Below are 19,058 nucleotides of genomic sequence, written 5' to 3' on the forward strand. Positions count from 1 at the left end.
CCGGGACCTTACCAGAATGTAATGTTGGGGTAAGTTGGCGGTAGCCTCCCTCTCGTTACTCTCAGCATGCCGCCTTACGACGCGGCCACTCCAGCAAACAAGGACTAATTTCATGCGACCCGATCGACTGTCTGGCATTGTTCTGCCCAACCTTGCGCGCCGTCGTTTCGTGCAAGGCCTGGCGGCAGGCGGCGTGATGGCGGGACTGGCCGGCCTTGGCGCCAGCGCCTGGGCGCAGGCAGACGCCCAGCGGCGCGCCGGATACGGCACAGCGCCAGTCCTGCGCGGTACGGACTTCGACCTGGTGATCGCCGAATCGGCGGTCAACTTCACCGGCAGGCCTGGTGTAGCAACCACCATCAATGGCATGCTGCCCGGCCCCACGCTGCGCTGGCGCGAAGGCGACACCGTGACCATTCGGGTCACGAATCGCCTGCGTGAACCCACTTCGATCCACTGGCACGGCATTCTCCTGCCGTTCCAGATGGATGGCGTGCCGGGCATCAGCTTCGCGGGCATCGCCCCGGGGCAGACCTTCACCTATCGCTTCAAGGTCAGCCAGACCGGAAGCTATTGGTATCACTCGCACTCCGGTTTCCAGGAGATGACCGGCGCATACGGCGGCATCATTATCGACCCTGCTTCAGGCAAGGACCCGATCCAGGCCGATCGCGACTACACGGTATTGCTGTCCGACTGGACCGACGAGGATCCGATGCGGGTTCTGACGAAGCTGAAAGTCCAGAGCGACTACTACAACTACAACCAGCCGACGGTCATCGACTTCTTCCGCGACGTCTCCAGCGAGGGTATGAAGGGCGCCCTCGCCAAGCGGAAGATGTGGAACCAAATGCGCATGAACCCGACCGACATCGCGGATCTCTCGGCTGCAACACTGACGTACCTGACCAATGGCGTCACGCCCGCCGGCAACTGGACAGGCCTGTTCAAGCCCGGCGAGAAAGTGTGGCTGCGCTTTATCAACGGTGCCGGCAACACCTTCTACGACGTGCGCATTCCGGGCCTGAAGCTGAAGGTGGTGCAGGTCGACGGACAGGATCTCGAGCCCGTCACGGTAGACGAATTCCGCTTCGGCCCAGGCGAAACCTGCGACGTGGTCGTGGAACCCCGCGACGATGCCTACACCATCTTCTCCCAGGCCATGGACCGGACGGGCTACGCCCGTGGCACGCTGGCCGTCCGCGAAGGCCTGAGCGCGCCTGTGCCGGCGATGGACAAGGTCGAGTGGCTGACCATGGCGGACATGATGGGCGATATGGGGGGCATGAATCATGGAAACATGAACCATGGGGGCATGCATCACGGTGGCATGAACCATGGAGGCATGGCCATGCAGGGTATGGATTCCGGTGGCATGAACATGCACGGGATGGACCATGGCGGGATGAGCCACCAGGGCATGGCCATGTCCGGCATGAACCACGGGACGATGCCGATGGACCACAGCCAGCACACCATGGCCGGCATGGCAGCGGACAATCCGCTCAAGGTTCCAAGCACCAGGGCGCGACATGCGAAGACCGAGTACGGCGCCAGCACGGATATGCGGGTGGACATGGCCCGCACCAACCTGGATGATCCCGGCATCGGCCTGCGCAACAACGGCCGAAAGGCTCTGACGCTGGCGGACCAGCACACCATCGGCGGTCCCCTCGATGCGCGTGGCCCCGGACGTGAGGTGGAGCTGCACCTTACCGGCAATATGGAGCGCTTCACGTGGTCGTTCGACGGCGTTGAGTTCGGCAAATCGACGCCGGTCTATTTCAAGCATGGCGAGCGGCTGCGCGTCATCCTTCACAACGACACGATGATGACCCATCCCATGCATATGCACGGGATGTGGAGTGAACTGGAGGCTCCGGACGGTACGTTTCAGGCACGTCGGCACACGATCCCGGTACAGCCGGCACAGCGCATCAGTTTCCTGGTCACCGCGGACGCCCTGGGCCGCTGGGCGTGGCATTGCCACCTGATGATGCACATGGATGCGGGGATGTTCCGCGAAGTGTTGGTGGCCTGACCTCTAACTGATGACGCATACGCCATGCACAAGCACACAAGTACAATCGTCGCCGCCGTGCTCGCTTCCGCGGGCATCAGCGTCGCATGGGCGCAGCACACCCACACGCCAGACGGCCAGGCAGGTTCAATGTCCTCTGGTACGACGGCAAAGACCCCGTCCGTCTCGCAACCGAAGTCCCCGAGCCAGTCCGGCAGCATGCAAGGCATGGACCACGGCTCGATGCAAGGCATGGACCACAGTTCGATGCAAACCATGGATCAGGGTGCGATGCAAACCATGGACCAAGGTGCGATGCAGGGCATGGACCATGGCGACATGAACATGCAAGGCGGAAGTGCTCCGCCTGATGCGCGTGATCCGCACGCGTATTCGGGCGGCTACCAACTTGGCGTTGGCAAGTACGCACTTGGACCTACCCGATCGCTGCATATGGCGGACGAACATTTATTCGCTTCCGTCCTGGTGGACCGACTGGAATGGGTCAAAGGCAGCGACAGCAATGCTGCTGCTTATGAAGCCCAGGCCTGGTTCGGCAGCAGCTACAACAAGTTTGTCATCAAGGCCGAAGGCGAGGTCGAGAAAGGCAAGGTCCACGAAGCCCGCACGGAACTGCTGTGGGGCCACGCAATCGCGAGCTATTGGGATACGCAACTTGGTATTCGAAACGACGCAGGCTACGGGCGTCCTGCTCGCAACTGGCTGGCCTTCGGTGTCCAGGGTCTGGCGCCATACTGGTTTGAAGTGGACGCAACCGGCTACCTGGGTACCGAGGGTCGGACCGCACTGCGCCTGTCGGCCGAGTACGAGTTGCTGATTACGCAGCGACTGATCCTGCAGCCCAGGATCGAGGCCAATTTCTACGGCAAGAACGACCCCGCCGTGGGTATCGGCAGTGGCCTTGCGAATGGCGCCGCAGGCCTGCGCCTGCGATATGAAATAAACCGTCAGTTCGCACCGTATATCGGTATCGAGCGCTACCAGACCTTTGGCAATACCGCCGACATGATTCGTGCGTCCGGCGGACGTAGTGGCGAGACTCGCTTTGTTGCGGGTGTTCGCATGTGGTTTTGACAGCGTATTTAACCCTTAGTTATCCGGAGTTCATCATGCAAGCGCCCCGCGCCCTCCTGCAAGCCACACTGGCAGTCGCCGCCGCTCTGGCCAGTTCCGTGGCTTTGGCTCATCCGAAGCTGGTTTCGTCTACGCCGGCCGACAAGGCCGAGGTTTCTGCGCCGCAGAAGATCGAACTGAAGTTCTCGGAAAACCTGATGACCAAGTTCTCCGGTGCAAACCTCGTCATGACCGGCATGCCGGGCATGGCCGACCATGCGCCGATGAAAGTGGCCGCCAAGGTTTCCGGCAGCGATGATCCGAAGACCATGGTCATCACCCCGGCACAGCCGCTGGTACCGGGCACCTATCGCGTGGACTGGCGCGCCGTGTCGTCCGACACCCATCCGATCAACGGGAATATCGCCTTCACGGTCAAGTAATCCGTAGATGGACTGGCTAGCCGTTTCTGTGCGCTTCGCACTCTATTTCGACCTGACGACGCTGTTCGGGCTTCCGCTGTTCGGACTCTACGCGCTTCGCCGCGAAGAATTGTCGTCGCGCATCGGCTCGCGCTATGTGACGGCCACTGCGGTGATCGCAGCGCTCGGCATCCTCCTGTCGCTCGCGAATATGGCGGTCATGGCGAAGGGCATGACCGGCGCTTCTGAGTACTCGGAGCTGCAAAGCCACGTCATCGAAATGATTGTCATGGGCACCGATTTCGGCGCCGCCTGGACGGTACGCCTGCTAGCCCTGCTCCTGAGCGTGCTGCTTGCGTTGTTTGCCCGCCGGTGGCCATCCTTTCTGTTCGGCGCTCTCGCCGCCACTGCCGGCATAGCCCTGTCGACGCTCGCATGGGCCGGGCATGGCGCCATGGATGACGGCGGGTTGCGGTATCTCCGCCTCGCCACCGATATCAGCCATTTGCTCGCCGCAGGTGCCTGGGTCGGCGCGCTGGTTGCGTTCGTGATGTTGTCCAGGCCGTCATCGCTCGCAACGGCCGTCTTGCTCAGCCGTACGTCCAACGGATTTGCGCAGGTGGGCACGATCGTGGTCGCAACATTGACGGTCACGGGGGCGATGAACTACTGGATGATCGTCGGCCCGACGCTGCCAGTCGATCTCTCTCTGACATCGTATGGCGGCCTGCTGGTTGCCAAGCTCACACTATTTGGCATCATGCTGGCACTTGCCGCAGCGAACCGCTTCAGGCTTGCCCCGCAACTCGCGCAGGCGGTAAAGACCGGCGATCACGATGGGGCCGTACGTACGTTGCGCCGCAGCCTGATGTTCGAGACCAGCGCCGCTACGCTGATATTGGCGCTGGTGGCATCGCTGGGCGTCCTTTCGCCCACGGGGATGTAACGGCCGGTATATCGCAAGGGTCCCCCTCACCAACCGGCTGCTGACGCGCATCAGAACGGGCATGAAGTCCGCACCGTCCTCATAACTGGATCGAGGCCCGGCCAATGCCTTCGAATTCCGCTGTCACAAGGTCGCCAGCCGACGCAGTCAGAATGCCGACCCAGGTGCCGGTGGTGACGACCGTGCCGGCTTTCACGCTTTGGCCCGACCGTGTGGCGTGGCGCAGCCAGGCCACCAGGCCATAGGCCGGATCGCCGAGGGCATGGGTGCCACGGCGCTCGATCGACTCCGCTCCGATCTGCACCCGGCAACGCTGTGCTGCCCAGTCTCGCGCTTCATAGTCACGCCACTCGCCAAGCACAAGCGCCCCGTGGGCCTGCAGGTCGGCCAGCTTCAGCAGCGCGGGTGCGGCGACGTACTGCTGCCAGCGCGAGTCGACGACCTCGATCGAGACCGCCATCGCATCGATCAGCGCAGCTGCGCCCGCAGTATCGAGGGCGGCCGCCTGCGCGGCGTCCACCTCCTGTCCTAGCCGTAGCGCGATCTCGGCCTCGATGCCGCGCCACGTGAAGGGCCAGTCGCCGGCGTGTGCCGGGCTGGCCCACACCCCGGCGGACGGGAGTTCGGCGTGTGTCAGTTGCGCCTGGCGTGAAGGTCCTCCGGATTTCCAGTATCCGGCGCCTGTCGCTTGCCAGCCAAGCGACAGGGCGACCAGCGCCTGCACGGCGTAAGCCTGCTCCGGACTGTCAAGCGCCGTGGCGAAGCGTTCCGCGTCCGCGCAACGGCGCTCGCGCCGTGCGTCTAGCAGGGCCTGCGCGACCCTGTCGATATTGGTGGATGTCATGTTTCGGGTAATTCCTGGAATGGAGGATTAAGGTCACTCGGTGCCCCGCTTCCGGCAAGCGCACGCAGCAGGCTGCGGCACGCCGCCGGCACCGGACCGATAACGGGAATGGCAAAGCGCATGCTCAAGGCCTCGGCAGCCTGGCCCAGCGGGCCGCCGCCTATCACCACGGCTTGTGCTCCGTCGGCTTCCACACAGGCCTGGACCGCTTCCGCCAGCGCGGCTTCCAGTGCCGCCGGGTCAAGGCCAAGCAAGCGCGGGTCGCCCCGGGTGAAACGCACGCCGGTGAAGCTGGCCTCGAGCCCGTGGCGCCGCGCATTGGCTGCGATCGACGACGCCAGCGAGGGCGTCGTCGTGGCGATACCGAATCGACGCCCGTGCTGAGCCGCTTCCCGCATCGCGGCTTCGCCGATCCCCACCACCGGCACGGCCAGCCTGCACCGCAGCGTGTCGGCACCGGGATCGCCGAAAGCGGCAACGATGACACCGCGAAGCCCGGAGCGCTCCGGGCCGGCGCCGGGCAGCTCGATCGCGCCGACCGCCTCGGCGGCAGCGCGCAGATTGGCCTCGTCGACAATCATCGGCACCCCTCGCGCCATGGTCAGGCCGCGAACGTCCAGGTCGCAGGCAAGCGCGGCACGCGCGATATCAACCATCATCTGCGTGGTCGCCGACGACGTATTCGGATTGATCAGCAAGATATGGTTCATCGCCATGCACAGATCAGGAGCCGCTTGCGGGGGCCGTACTGCCAGCGACTCCCGGATCGGCATCGTCGTCGGCGGTTTCGCCCATCGGGCGGCCAAAGGTTTCGGGCGCGAACTGAACGCTCAGTGCGAACACAGCGTACATCGCCGCCAGCATGCTGAACATGCCGCCCACGCCGTAGACTTCAAACACGCGGCCGCTGATCAGCGGTGTCAGCGCCCCGGCCAGCGTGCCGAGCGCCAGGATCAGGGAGGTGCCGAACGCACGAACGTGGGTGGGATACTGCTCCGGCGCGAAGATCCAGATCGACGTGTTCAGCAGCACGACGCAGAACGTAAAGGCTGCGCCGAACAGCATGACCAGCGCAACGTTGTACGTCAGGAACCCGAAGCAGAGGCCTGCCGCGCAGGCCAGGCCGGCACCGATCGTCAGCACGCGCTTGCGCCGAAAGTGATAACCGCAGTACGAAGCGGCGAGCGCGCCGAACAGGCTGCCGCTTTGCATCACCATGGTGAAGAGAAAGCTCTTGGTAATGGTGTAGCCCTGTGACATCAGGATGGTGGGCATCAGCGTCAGTACCGAGATCTGCGCCCCGTAGGTCATGGAAACCGCAACGCCAAGTGCGATCGTGCGTCGTCCCAGGCGGCCCTTGAATATGTCGCTCAGCCGCACCCTGGTGCGCGGTGCCTCCTCCTGCATCGATGCCTTGATGTAAGGCGTGGGCTCGCCGGCGAGCTTGCCCAACCGGCCTGACGCCAGGATCGACAGCACCCGGTTGGCCTCGTCGACCCGTCCCTTGGAGAGTAGAAAGCGCGGCGTCTCCGGAATAAAACGCCGGTAGAACACGACGAAGAACGCCGGGAGCACCAGGCAGGCAAACAACCAGCGCCAGCTATCCGGGCCCGGGAACATGGCGAACACGGCAAGGCCGAAGGCAGGCGCCAGCATATTGCCGAGACCGCCGCTGCCCACGCTGACCATGCCCACCGCCGTGCCGCGGAAGCGGGTCGAGCACAACTCGGCCAGCATCGTCACGGCAATGGAGATCTCCCCGCCCAGGCCAATGCCGACGATAAAGCGGCCGGCCGCCAGCACGCCATAGTTCGGCGCCAGCGCGCAGATGATGGCACCCAGCGTGAACAGCAGCAGGTTGGCGCTCAGCATCGCGCGCCTGCCATAGCGGTCCGCGATATACCCTGAGCCGATGCGCCCCAACGCGGCGGCACTGAAGGTCAGCGTGTTGAGAAAGCCGATCTCCGCCACCGAAATGCCCCATTGCTCCCGCAACAGGGGGCCTACCAGGCCGACCGCATTCTGCTCGAACACATCGAACATCACACCCAGCATGATCATGAAGATGATCTTCTTGTGCGACGCCGTCACGCCGATGCCATCCATGGCCCGGTCAAGCTCGTGCTGCTGTGGGGAATTCGGCGATTGCACTACTGTTTCTGCGCCCATCTTTGTCTCCTCCTCGTTCGAGGTCGTCACGGTGTCTCCGCAAACTTGTCGCCGCCGTGGCCGGCTGGCGTTGTAGAGCAGCAATGAAAGATCGTTCCGCCCAATTCCAGCGCAGGCGTCGAGTACGGTGGCCGGCGGGCGCGCAAGGCTTGTTCAGCCGCATACGCCAGCCGTATCAGCACGGTTTCCGAGAAAGGACGGCCGAAGAGTTCCAGACCGACCGGCACGCCCCGGGGTGCGTTGCGGTCCGGCGCGGAAAAGCCCGCGGGGATCACAATGGCCGGAAAGCCGGTGGCGGACGCGAGCACGCCATTGCGTTCGGCCTGCGTCTCGCCCACCGGAACCACCAGGCGCCGCTGGTGGGGAAATGCCAGTGCGTCGAGCCGGTGCCGCGCCATCAGGTCCTGCAGCCGCATGCGCAATGCCTGCTGGCGCTGCAGGCGCTCGCGATATTCCTCTGCGCGGCCGCTCAGCGCCACGGCGGTGGTCAGCGTTCCCGCCACGCTTGGATGCACCGTTCCCGCCGCGATGATGTCCTTCGTCGACCGCACCCGCACGCCGGATGCGAGCCGGGCCAGATAGGCGTCGAGATCGCGCTCCATCTCGTAGTGGTGCACGAGCGTGGACGCCAGGAGTTCCTCCGGGTTGATGGCGTCGTCAATGGCGATCAGTTCGGCGCCTTGTGCTGCGACGATGGCCAGCGCCGCTTGCATGACGGCATTGACGGGACGGTGCGCATCCCCGTTGCCAAAGAAATGGCGCAAGACGCCAATGCGCGCACCCTTGAGCCCGTCGGGGTCGAGACAGCCGGTATAGCTCGCCGGAATGTGGGGCTCGCCCTGGCTGGTGACCGGATCGGCCGGGTCGTAACCGGCGATGACATCCAGCAGTACCGCCGTATCCGCAACGGTCCGGGTGATGGGGCCGATCGTGTCCTGTGTCAGCCCGCACGGCATCAGGCCGGCCCGGCTGACGAGGCCCATGGTCGGCCGCAGGCCGACGAGGTTGTTGGCGGAGGCTGGTGAGCGGATCGAGTTGACACCGTCGGTGCCGATCCCCAGCAAACCGAAACTGGCTGCGATGGCGGCGCCAGTCCCCCCGCTGGAACCGCCGGGCGTGCGCGTCAGGTCATAGGGGTTCAGCGTCTGACCGGACAAGGTGCTGACCGTCTCGCCGCCGGAGGCAAGCTCGTGCAGGTTGGTCTTGGCCAGGACGATCGCGCCTGCCTCGCGCAGCCGACGGACGATGAAGGCGTCGTCCGCGGACATATTGCCGCTCAGGCATGACGCACCGGCAGTGGTCTCGATGCCGCCGCACTCGAGGTTGTCCTTGATCAGCACCGGAATGCCATGCAGGGGCCTTAGCGCCCGCGCTGGATCGCGCCCGGCCATGTCATCGATGCGGCCGGCGTCGGCCAGCGCCTGCGAATTGAGCCGGAGGATGCTGCGCAGCGCGGGGCCGCTTTGATCATAGGCCGAGATGCGCTCCAGGTAGCCGCGGACCAGTTGCCGCGCAGTCAGCCTGCCGTCGCGCATCGCGGCATGCGCGCTGGCAACGGTGGCCTCCACCACGCTGAATGGGGCGTGATTGCCGGGTCCGTCCGGCTTCGGTTGCAATGTGTTCGTCATGGGATGGCAGTCGTTGATGCGCCGGCAAGCGGCGCGCGGGATGTTGGGCCCGCGGGGCAGCGGCGCGCTGCCCCGCGGGCGTCTGCTACCGGTTGACCAGCCTGGCCGGCAGGGTCCAGATGGCGAAGGCGCCAAGCACCAGCATCCCGGCGATCATGTAGTAGGCGCTGTTGCCGCTCTGGGTCACGTCACGGAGGTAGCCGATCATGTAGCCGCTGGTAAAGCCGGCCAGGTTCCCGATCGAGTTGCTCATGGCGATGGCCGTGGCCGCCGCCGCGCCGCTCAGGAAGGCCGTCGGCAGCGACCAGAACAACGGCGTGCAGGTCAGGATGCCCGCCGCTGCGATCGACAGGAACACCAGTGACAGCGCGGTGTTGTGCATGACCCACGGCAATGCCAGGAAACCGATCGCGCCCATCATGCACGGGATGATCAGGTGCCAGCGCCGCTCGCGATGCTTGTCGGCGCTGCGCCCGAAGAAGTACATCGCGACAATCGCTGCGATATAGGGAATCGCGCTCAGCAAGCCAATGTTGACGGGGTCGCTGACGCCCGTCGACTTGATAAACGTGGGCAACCAGAGCGTGATGCCGTACTGGCCCGTGACATAGCAGAAGCAGATCAGGCTGATCAGCCAGACGCGCGGGTCGGTGAATACCTTGCCGACACGCGCCTGCGGGTCCGCCGCCTTGACGTCCTCCGCCTTGGCCTGCTCGAGGACGCGCTTCTCCTCGCTGCTGAGCCACTTGGCCTTGGCAATGGAGTTGTCCAGGTAGTAGAAGCAGAAGCAACCCAGCAGCACGGCCGGAACCGCCTCGATGATGAACATCCATTGCCAGCCACCCCAGCCGGCCACGCCGGCCATGCTGCCCATCAGGTATCCCGACAGCGGGTTGCCGATGATGCCGGACAGCGGAGAACCCATGCAATAGATGGCCATGATCTTGGCGCGCCGGTGCGACGGATACCAGCAGGACAGGTAGTACACGATGCCAGGCGTAAAGCCCGCTTCTGCCAGCCCTAGCAGAAAGCGCAGCGTGTAGAACGCGGTTGGCGTCTCCACGAACGCGAAGCACGCGGAGAGAATCCCCCACGTGATCATGATCCGGCCGATCCATACCTTGGCGCCAAACCGATGCAGCGCCAGGTTGCTCGGCACCTCGAACAGGAAGTAGCCGATAAAGAAAATGCCGGCGCCCAGCCCATACACGGTTTCGCTGAAGCCCAGTTGCTGGGACATCTGGAGCTTCGCAAAACCAACGTTGACACGATCGAGATAAGCGATCAGGAAACAGACCATCAGGAATGGAACGAGCCGCCAGCTAACCTTGCGGTATGTCGCGTCCTCGAACGTCCTGATCTTTGCTCCCGCCTGCAGGGTTGTATCCACAGCGTCTCCTCTGTTTTTTTGTCAGGTACGGCAGTGCTGCGTTGATCTGGTCGCGATCAGTCCGGCGGGAATTTGCGGGCGCCAGGCCGCGGCTCCGCCTGGCACGCGGCGCGCGGTGCGTGCCAGGCGCCCTTTCCCGTCCCGGATGGAAATGGCTGCGTCAGGCTGCAGCCCTGAGTGACAGTGGCGTGGCGTGTGCGGCGAGATAGTCCATGGCGGCAACGGTCCCGCTTGCAGCGACCGGTACGCCCGAGATCTTCAGTCCCATTTCGCAGCCGGCGATGGTCGCCATCAGCGTCAGGTCGTTGCAGTCGCCCAGATGGCCGATGCGGAACATGCGGCCCTTCACCTTGCCCAGTCCCGCGCCGAGCGACATGTTGAAGCGCTCATAGATGTTCCTGCGCACCACGTCCGCGTCGATCCCTTCGGGCATCATCACGCCGGTGAGCACCGGGCTGTAGACGGCAGGGTCCGCACACTGGATTTCCAGGCCCCAGGCATTGACCGCGCGGCGGCATGCCTCGGCCAGCCGCTGGTGGCGCGCGAAGACGTTGTCCAGTCCTTCTTCGAGAATCATGTCGAGGGCTTCGGACAGGCCGTAGAGCAGATTCGTGTTGGGCGTATAGGGCCAGTAGCCGGTCCGGTTCATTTCGATGATTTCGTCCCAGCCCCAGAAGCTGCGCGGCAGCCGGGCGCTGCGCGACGCTTCAATAGCCTTGGGCGACACCGCGTTGAAGCTGATGCCGGGCGGCAGCATGAGTCCCTTCTGCGACCCGGAAACGGTCACGTCCACGCCCCATTCGTCGTGCCGGTAATCGGCGGACGCCAGCCCCGAGATGGTGTCGACCAGCAGCAGCGCCGGGTGCCCCGCCGCATCGATGGCCTTGCGCACGGCAGCGATGTCAGATGTCACGCCGGTCGAGGTTTCGTTGTGGACCACGCATACCGCCTTGATGGCATGGGCGGCATCGGCGCGCAGGCGGGCTTCGATCATGTCGGCCCGCACCCCGCGGCGCCAGCCCTCGATGCCCGGCAAGCCGAGAAACTCGGGCCGGATGCCAAGGCTCTCTGCCATCTTCTTCCAGAGCGTGGCGAAGTGGCCGGTCTCGAACATCAGTACGGTGTCGCCAGGGCTCAGCGTGTTCGACAACGCGGCTTCCCACGCGCCAGTACCGGAAGCCGGATAGATCACCACCGGTTGCTCCGTCTTGAAAACCTTCTTGATGCCGGCCAACACCTTCAAGCCCAGCGCCCCGAATTCGGGGCCGCGATGGTCGATGGTCGGATAGCTGATGGCTCGCAGGATGCGATCGGGAACCGGGCTCGGTCCGGGGATCTGAAGGAAGTGGCGGCCTGCGGGGTGGAAGTTGACTTTCAGCATGGACTCCTCCTGTTGAGTTTTGAATGCAAAATACTTTAGCAGAAGCGAGGCACTAAAACAGGGCCGATGGCGCTCGAATTTCCTAGCGTTTACCCGGCACATTCAGCGATTCATCCAGTTTTGAAGGTCGGGTTCAACGTCTGCTAAAATTGAACTCAATCAAGCAATCTTTAAATTGAATGCAAAATTCAGGCTATCCGGGCATGGATTCGCCCGTATCTGTGCTGCCCAAGATCGAACGCCAACGCTTGCATGACACGGTGGTTGGCCACCTGCGGACTTTTATCGTCGAGGGTGTCCTGGAGGCGGGCATGAAGCTCAACGAGCGCGAGCTGTGCGAGAAGCTGGGCATCTCCCGCACACCGCTGCGCGAAGCCATGAAGGTGCTGGCGGCGGAGGGGCTGATCGAGATCTCGCTCAATCGGGGCGCTACCGTAGCGCGCCTGTCGCCAACGGAGATCCAGGACACGTTCGAGCTGATGAGCGGCCTGGAAGCGTTTTCCGGCGAACTGGCCTGCGAGCGCATCACCGCCGTCGAACTGGCGCAGATCAAAGCGCTGCACTACGCGATGCTGGCATGCCGGGCAAACGATGACTTGCCCGGCTATTACAGTTTCAACCACCAGATCCATGACCGCATCAACGAAGCGGCCCGCAATACCGCGCTGCGTCAGACCTATCTTTCGGTGAACCGCAGGCTGCAGGCGTTGCGCTTCCGCTCGAACTATCAGAAGCCGAAATGGGACAGCGCCGTCCATGACCATGAGGAAATGCTGGCAGCGCTCGAAGCCCGCGATGGCAAGCGGCTTGCCGCGATCCTGCGCCAGCATCTGCTGGACAAGCGCGACGCCGTTCTGCTTCTCCAGTCGACCGAGGCTGGCGACACGACCGAAACATAGCGCAGCGGGGCCCGGGCATCGGCTCCGCTGTAACGCCGCACCTGCAAACTCGGTTTCCCAAGAAAAAACGCCCTCCAACTTGACGTTGGAGGGCGCCTTGCGACTTGCACCAGCTCTTTGATATTTCAGGTCGGCTGGGGACCCCTGACTGCGTGCAACGGCTACGCTACGAGCCGGCTCAGAACGGAATATCGTCGTCCATGTCCTCGAAGCCGTTCGACGGCGACTGCTGCGGACGGCGTGCGCCGCCGGCCTGGCCACCGCCCTGGGCACCACGGCCGCCGCCGTAGCCACCACCGCCGCCGCCCGACGATTCGCGGCTGTAGCCGCCGCCACCGCCACCACCACCGCCGTAGCCGCCTTCGTCACCGCCGCCGCCGCCACCCTGGCGCGAACCCAGCATCTGCATCTGGTCGGCGACGATTTCAGTCGAGTACTTGTCCTGGCCGGACTGGTCCTGCCACTTGCGGGTGCGGATGCGGCCTTCGATATAGACCGACGAACCCTTGCGCAGATACTGGCCGGCGATCTCGGCGAGCTTGCCGAAGAAGGCGATGCGGTGCCACTCAGTGGCTTCCTTCATCTCGCCTGATGCCTTGTCCTTGTAGCGGTCGGTGGTCGCCAGCCGGATATTGGTGACGGCGTCGCCGCTGGGCATATAGCGCGTTTCGGGGTCCGCGCCGAGGTTGCCGACGAGAATGACTTTGTTGACCGATGCCATGTGAATGTTCTCCAAAAGCCACGCGCTGTGTTGAAAAGCGTGGCAATACGATGACGGTAAAGCTTTGACTGTAAAGCCGACTGTTAGTGTGATCCGATACTGCGCCGGCGGCTAGCCGGCGGCCCCGCGTTACCCATTACCTCATCCGGCTGCATTGTCCGTCACCGCGGCAGTCAGCGTAAACGAACATCGCGCCCCCGGCCGGATGTCGGGTGGCGCGATCATACTAGGCCGGATTCAGGCCGGAAGCTTTACGGATTGATGCGGCTGGGCGCAGCGTGGGGTGCGGTGTCAGGCCGCCGCTGCCGGCGCGCTTTCCTGTCCGCGGGCCGGCGGCGCTTTCATGCTCCAGGCGATTATAAGCCACAGCAGCAGCACCACCGCGCACCCGACAAATACCGCGCTGCGGCCCTCGTGCTTGAGCAGCCAGCCGCCGACGGCGCCGCCCAGGAACAGCCCGAGCGCCTGCGTGGTGTTGTACACGCCCAGCGCCGCGCCGCGCGCGGATGCCGCGTAGCGCGACACCAGCGATGGCTGCATCGCTTCCAGCACGTTGAACGCCACGAAGAAAAGCACCAGCACGGCAACGATCGCCCACAGGCCATGCACGGCCGCAAACAGAAGCTGCACCGCGGTCATCAGCGCGACCGCGCCCAGCAGCACCGGACGCACGCGGCCGTAGCGCTCGGCCGCCATCATTGGGCCAAGCATCAGCACGAACGACACCAGCACCACCGGCAGGTACACCTTCCAGTGCTGGTCCAGCGGCATGCCGGCATCGCTCAGCATCGTCGGCACCACCATGAACATGGCCACCTGCGAGGCATGCAGCGCCAGCACGCCGACGTTGAGCCGCGCCAGGTCGGCATTGAGCAGCACGTGGCGGAACGGCAGCCGCACCGGGTGCGGCGGCGGCGGGCTCGGCACCAGGAACAACGTGACGGCGATGGCGATCACGCCCAGCACCGACATCAGCCCGAAGATGCCGGCCATGCCGATGCTGTGCATCAGCGGCGAGGCAATCACCAGCGACAGCGCGAAGGTCAGGCCGATGCTGCCGCCCACCATCGCCATCGCCTTGGTGCGATGGCGCTCGCTGGTCAGGTCGGCGATGCAGGCGGTGATCGCCGCGGAAATGGCGCCCATGCCCTGCAGCGCGCGCCCGGCGATGATGCCGCCCAGCGTGTCGGAAAACGCCGCAACAAGCCCGCCGGCGATAAACAGCAGCAGCCCCGCCACCATCACCGGCTTGCGCCCGACACGGTCGGACAACCAGCCCAGCGGGATGTGCAGGAAGGCCTGCATCAGGCCGTAGATGCCCATGGCCAGGCCCACGCGCTGGGCGTCCTGCCCATCGGGCAGCGTGCGCGCGTATTCGGCGAAGACCGGCAGGATCAGGAACAGGCCCAGCATGCGCAGCGCGAAGATGCTGGCCAGCGACACGCTGGCGCGCAGCTCGGTGCGGGTCATGCGCTCGCGGGTGGGGGCCCGGGATGCCTCAGCGGCATCCGCATCCTGGGAAGAAGTCTGGATCGACGGCATTGCGATCGTGGGATCGGTGGGAAATCGGTCTGGGCGGTCGGCTGTGGTCGTATGGCCATGGGTCCTGACAACCCCGGAAACCGAAGTTGGGTATATTAACAGGTTTGCTCCTTCGCGCTTCCCGGGTCACCTGGCCATGCCAGTGGCCCCCGGGCGTGTGCCCGGGCGCGCATTCCGGCCGTCGCCAGCGGTCGGAAGTGCCAAATACGGTACTTGTTTCTGGGTTTTGCGATTCCTTCAGACAGCCTTGCCAGCCCGGCGGGGCGGCCTGTCTGGCGACGACTTTTCGGCATATGGAAGAAATCAAGATCCGTGGGGCGCGTACCCACAACCTGAAGAACATCAATCTCGACCTGCCGCGCAACCGGCTGATCGTGATCACCGGCCTGTCGGGCTCGGGCAAGTCCTCGCTCGCCTTCGACACGCTCTATGCCGAGGGCCAGCGCCGCTACGTGGAGTCGCTGTCCGCCTATGCCCGCCAGTTCCTGCAACTGATGGAGAAGCCGGACGTGGACCTGATCGAAGGCCTGTCGCCGGCGATCTCGATCGAGCAGAAGGCCACCAGCCACAACCCGCGCTCGACGGTCGGCACCGTCACCGAGATCCACGACTACCTGCGCCTGCTGTACGCCCGCGCCGGCACGCCCTACTGCCCCGACCACAACCTGCCGCTGCAGGCGCAGAGCGTGTCGCAGATGGTGGATGCGGCGCTGGCGCTGCCCGAGGACACCAAGCTGATGATCCTGGCGCCGGTGGTAGCCGACCGCAAGGGCGAGCATTCTGATCTGTTCGACAGCATGCAGGCGCAGGGCTTCGTGCGCTTTCGCATCCGCTCGGGCGGCGGCACCGCCCACGAGGCCGAGGCGCGAGTCTACGAGGTCGATGCGCTGCCCAAGCTGAAGAAGACCGAGAAGCACAGCATCGACGTAGTGGTCGATCGGGTGAAGGTGCGCGCCGACATCAAGCAGCGCCTGGCGGAGTCGTTTGAAACCGCGCTGCGCCTGGCCGACGGCCGCGCGCTGGTGCTGGAAATGGATACCGGCAAGGAGCACACCTTCAGTTCGCGCTTCGCCTGCCCGATCTGCTCGTACTCCTTGCAGGAGCTGGAGCCGCGGCTGTTCTCGTTCAACAACCCGATGGGCGCCTGCCCGAGCTGCGACGGGCTGGGCCAGATCACGTTCTTCGATCCGAAGCGCGTGGTGGCCTTCCCCAACCTGTCGCTGGCCTCGGGCGCGATCAAGGGCTGGGACCGCCGCAACCAGTTCTACTTCCAGATGCTGCAAAGCCTTGCGGCGTACTACGACTTCGACACCGAGACCGCGTTCGAGGAGCTGCCCGAGAACGTGCAGCAGGTGGTGCTGCACGGCTCGGGCGAGCAGGAAATCCCGTTCACCTATATCAACGAACGCGGCCGCACCACCGTGCGCGAGCACGTGTTCGAAGGGATCATTCCCAACCTGGAGCGCCGCTACCGCGAGACTGATTCGGCCGCGGTGCGCGAGGAACTGGCCAAGTACCAGAACAACCAGCCCTGCCCTGTCTGCCATGGCACGCGCCTACGGACCGAGGCGCGTCACGTGAAGATCGGCGAGGGCGAGCAGGCGCGCGCGATCTTCGAGATCAACGGCTGGCCGCTGCGCGACGCGCTGACGTATTTCCTGATGCTGGAGATGCACGGCGCCAAGCGCGAGATCGCCGACAAGATCGTCAAGGAGATCACTGCGCGGCTGAACTTCCTGAACAACGTCGGGCTGGATTACCTGTCGCTGGAGCGCAGCGCCGATACGCTGTCGGGCGGCGAGGCGCAGCGCATCCGGCTGGCCTCGCAGATCGGCTCCGGCCTGACCGGCGTGATGTACGTGCTGGACGAGCCGTCCATCGGCCTGCACCAGCGCGACAACGACCGGCTGATCGGCACGCTCAAGCACCTGCGCGATATCGGCAACTCGGTGCTGGTGGTCGAGCATGACGAGGACATGATCCGCGCCTGCGACTACGTGGTCGATATCGGCCCGGGCGCCGGCGTGCACGGCGGCATGATCGTGGCCGAGGGCACGCCGCGGCAGATCGAGGACTCGCCCTCGTCGCTGACGGGACAGTACCTGTCCGGCCAGCGCCGCATCGAGGTGCCGAAGAAACGCGCCGCGCCAGACGATGAACGTCTGCTGCGCATCGTCAATGCCAGCGGCAACAACCTGCGCAACGTCACCGCCGAGGTGCCGGTTGGCCTGCTGACCTGCATCACCGGCGTGTCGGGCTCGGGCAAGTCGACGCTGATCAACGACACCCTCTACCACGCGGTGGCGCGCCACCTGTACGGCTCCACGCCGGAACCGGCAGCGCACGACCGCATCGAGGGGCTGGAGCATTTCGACAAGGTCATCAACGTCGACCAGAGCCCGATCGGCCGCACGCCGCGCTCGAATCCCGCCACCTACACCGGCCTGTTCACGCCGATCCGCGAGCTGTTCGCCGGCGTGCCGTCGGCCAAGGAGCGAGGCTACGACCCGGGCCGCTTCTCGTTCAACGTCAAGGGCGGGCGCTGCGAATCGTGCCAGGGCGACGGCGTGCTCAAGGTCGAGATGCATTTCCTGCCGGACGTGTACGTGCCGTGCGATGTCTGCCACGGCAAGCGCTACAACCGCGAGACGCTGGAAGTCCTCTACAAGGGCAAGAACATCTCCGAGGTGCTCGACCTGACCGTGGAGCAGGCGCACGAGTTCTTCAGCGCGGTGCCGGTGGTGCGGCGCAAGCTGCAGACGCTGCTGGACGTGGGCTTGGGCTATATCCGGCTGGGGCAGTCGGCGACCACGCTGTCGGGCGGCGAGGCGCAGCGCGTCAAGCTGTCGCTGGAGCTGTCCAAGCGCGATACCGGACGTACGCTCTATATCCTGGACGAGCCGACCACCGGCCTGCATTTCCACGATATCGAGCTGCTGCTCAAGGTCATCCACAAGCTGCGCGACCAGGGCAATACGGTGGTGATCATCGAACACAACCTCGATGTCATCAAGACCGCCGACTGGCTGATCGACATGGGGCCGGAAGGCGGCGCCGGTGGCGGTCAGGTGATCGCGCGCGGCACGCCGGAGGATGTGGCCAGGAGCAAGGCGAGCTTTACGGGGAAGTACCTGAAGCCGTTGTTGGCGCGATAGGGCCCTCGGAATTTTCGGTGATGCGCGGGGCAAGAATCCTCGGGACTTGCTCGCATCGGCGGTTGTGTTAGTTGCCTTGCATCAAGATGTGGTGACATTGATGGCTTAGGCGCCCGCTCCATCTCCTAACGTGAAGACATGGACATGTCCCATCACGTCCGTTCTTTACTGGGCAACTAGGAGACGCCAATGCGAAGTCGAATCCAGCTTGCGCTCAAGATCACCGCGCTCGGGGCTGTGGCAAGCATGACATCCGCCCTTGCGCAGAATGCGCCTGACAATGCGATACCCAATGCCGATGGCTCCCGCACCATCCTGCGGTCGCAACAACTGCCTGAGGCCAATGAGCGGCACGCGCGGTGGTGCCAGATGCATGGTGCGGTGGACATTACAAACGAAGGCGATGTGACGCTCGGCCCAAAGACATTCGACGGGATCGTCTGTCAATCTCTCGATCCTTCCACGCCTGGCTTCTCTGGCGCGTACATACCAAAGGATCAGAGCCTGCGCATCATCTCTCCCGACGCCGAGATGGAGAAGGCTCCCTCCATCACTCCGAAATTCCCATGAAAGTCGCTTGAGCCGGAAAGCTCGCTGGTTCCATATTCGTCTGCGGTAATTCCCACCATAAGCGTCTACCCGAATAACGACTACACCGTAAAGAGAGACGCTATGTTCTATCCCGCTTCCTACGCCATCTTCCATAACTTCACAGGCGGTCCCAGAGGGCGCGTCGTATCGAGCATACCCTTACTTGAATGCACGTGGAGATGGGAAGGCGTGGTCCAAGAGGGCTCACATAAAGTCTGGCACTTTATCGGCTGCATCGCGCCCTCGTTCCAGACAGTGGTTGGTACCAACATTGAG

General features: G+C 64.3%; 15 protein-coding genes. 7 read left to right on the top strand and 8 right to left on the bottom strand.

Annotated elements, in window-relative coordinates; translation table 11 throughout:
- Positions 1-112 precede the first annotated feature (112 nt).
- The 4 genes from AB1I47_RS21455 to copD are packed head-to-tail and all read left to right on the top strand — an operon-like array spanning position 113 to position 4,462.
- Positions 113-2,041: a copper resistance system multicopper oxidase gene (locus AB1I47_RS21455; RefSeq protein ID WP_354685738.1), complete on the top strand. Its 1,929-nt coding sequence runs from the start codon at positions 113-115 to the stop codon at positions 2,039-2,041.
- 24 nt (positions 2,042-2,065) lie between these two features.
- On the top strand, positions 2,066-3,115 hold the full coding sequence (locus AB1I47_RS21460) for a copper resistance protein B (protein WP_354685739.1): 1,050 nt from the start codon (positions 2,066-2,068) through the stop codon (positions 3,113-3,115).
- Positions 3,116-3,150: 35 nt separating this feature from the next.
- Positions 3,151-3,537, top strand: coding sequence for a copper homeostasis periplasmic binding protein CopC (copC, locus tag AB1I47_RS21465; RefSeq protein WP_354685740.1), 387 nt, complete (start codon positions 3,151-3,153; stop codon positions 3,535-3,537).
- A 7-nt stretch (positions 3,538-3,544) separates the two neighbouring features.
- A complete protein-coding gene (gene copD / locus AB1I47_RS21470) occupies positions 3,545-4,462 on the top strand; it encodes a copper homeostasis membrane protein CopD (protein ID WP_354685741.1) in 918 nt (305 codons plus the stop codon).
- 79 nt (positions 4,463-4,541) lie between these two features.
- Here copD and AB1I47_RS21475 read toward each other — a convergent pair whose 3' ends face one another.
- The 6 genes from AB1I47_RS21475 to AB1I47_RS21500 all read right to left on the bottom strand — a co-directional run bounded on the left by AB1I47_RS21475 (position 4,542) and on the right by AB1I47_RS21500 (position 11,874).
- The gene (locus AB1I47_RS21475) at positions 4,542-5,306 is read right to left on the bottom strand and encodes a fumarylacetoacetate hydrolase family protein (RefSeq protein ID WP_354685742.1); all 765 of its coding nucleotides are present in this window, start codon (positions 5,304-5,306) and stop codon (positions 4,542-4,544) included.
- The gene (locus AB1I47_RS21480; protein ID WP_354685770.1) at positions 5,303-6,016 is read right to left on the bottom strand and encodes an aspartate/glutamate racemase family protein; all 714 of its coding nucleotides are present in this window, start codon (positions 6,014-6,016) and stop codon (positions 5,303-5,305) included. Before AB1I47_RS21480 ends, AB1I47_RS21475 begins: the two co-directional genes overlap by 4 nt.
- A gap of 13 nt (positions 6,017-6,029) precedes the next feature.
- Positions 6,030-7,475, bottom strand: a complete 1,446-nt coding sequence (locus tag AB1I47_RS21485) for an MFS transporter (protein WP_354685743.1) — start codon at positions 7,473-7,475, stop codon at positions 6,030-6,032.
- A 26-nt stretch (positions 7,476-7,501) separates the two neighbouring features.
- Complete coding sequence (locus tag AB1I47_RS21490) at positions 7,502-9,103, bottom strand: amidase family protein (RefSeq protein WP_354685744.1); 1,602 nt, start codon at positions 9,101-9,103, stop codon at positions 7,502-7,504.
- Between the two features lie 85 nt (positions 9,104-9,188).
- Positions 9,189-10,493 carry an MFS transporter gene (locus tag AB1I47_RS21495; protein WP_354685745.1) on the bottom strand — a complete coding sequence of 435 codons (1,305 nt, stop codon included), beginning with the start codon at positions 10,491-10,493 and terminating at the stop codon, positions 9,189-9,191.
- A 160-nt stretch (positions 10,494-10,653) separates the two neighbouring features.
- A complete protein-coding gene (locus AB1I47_RS21500; protein ID WP_354685746.1) occupies positions 10,654-11,874 on the bottom strand; it encodes a pyridoxal-phosphate-dependent aminotransferase family protein in 1,221 nt (406 codons plus the stop codon).
- Positions 11,875-12,053: 179 nt separating this feature from the next.
- Between AB1I47_RS21500 and AB1I47_RS21505 the strand changes: the two genes are divergently transcribed.
- Positions 12,054-12,773: a GntR family transcriptional regulator gene (locus AB1I47_RS21505; protein ID WP_354685747.1), complete on the top strand. Its 720-nt coding sequence runs from the start codon at positions 12,054-12,056 to the stop codon at positions 12,771-12,773.
- A 178-nt stretch (positions 12,774-12,951) separates the two neighbouring features.
- Here the strand turns inward: AB1I47_RS21505 and AB1I47_RS21510 are convergent, their stop codons facing one another.
- Together AB1I47_RS21510 and AB1I47_RS21515 are read right to left on the bottom strand one after the other, a co-directional pair.
- On the bottom strand, positions 12,952-13,494 hold the full coding sequence (locus AB1I47_RS21510; RefSeq protein ID WP_354685748.1) for a single-stranded DNA-binding protein: 543 nt from the start codon (positions 13,492-13,494) through the stop codon (positions 12,952-12,954).
- Between the two features lie 291 nt (positions 13,495-13,785).
- Positions 13,786-15,036: an MFS transporter gene (locus AB1I47_RS21515; protein WP_354685749.1), complete on the bottom strand. Its 1,251-nt coding sequence runs from the start codon at positions 15,034-15,036 to the stop codon at positions 13,786-13,788.
- 293 nt (positions 15,037-15,329) lie between these two features.
- Here AB1I47_RS21515 and uvrA point away from each other — a divergent pair, with 293 nt between their 5' ends.
- Both uvrA and AB1I47_RS21525 read left to right on the top strand, forming a co-directional pair.
- The gene (gene uvrA / locus AB1I47_RS21520) at positions 15,330-18,191 is read left to right on the top strand and encodes an excinuclease ABC subunit UvrA (protein WP_354685750.1); all 2,862 of its coding nucleotides are present in this window, start codon (positions 15,330-15,332) and stop codon (positions 18,189-18,191) included.
- Positions 18,192-18,380: 189 nt separating this feature from the next.
- Positions 18,381-18,761 carry a hypothetical protein gene (locus tag AB1I47_RS21525; protein ID WP_354685751.1) on the top strand — a complete coding sequence of 127 codons (381 nt, stop codon included), beginning with the start codon at positions 18,381-18,383 and terminating at the stop codon, positions 18,759-18,761.
- Positions 18,762-19,058 lie beyond the last annotated feature (297 nt).

This window comes from Cupriavidus necator (assembly GCF_040578825.1).
Taxonomy (GTDB): Bacteria; Pseudomonadota; Gammaproteobacteria; order Burkholderiales; family Burkholderiaceae; genus Cupriavidus; species Cupriavidus necator_E.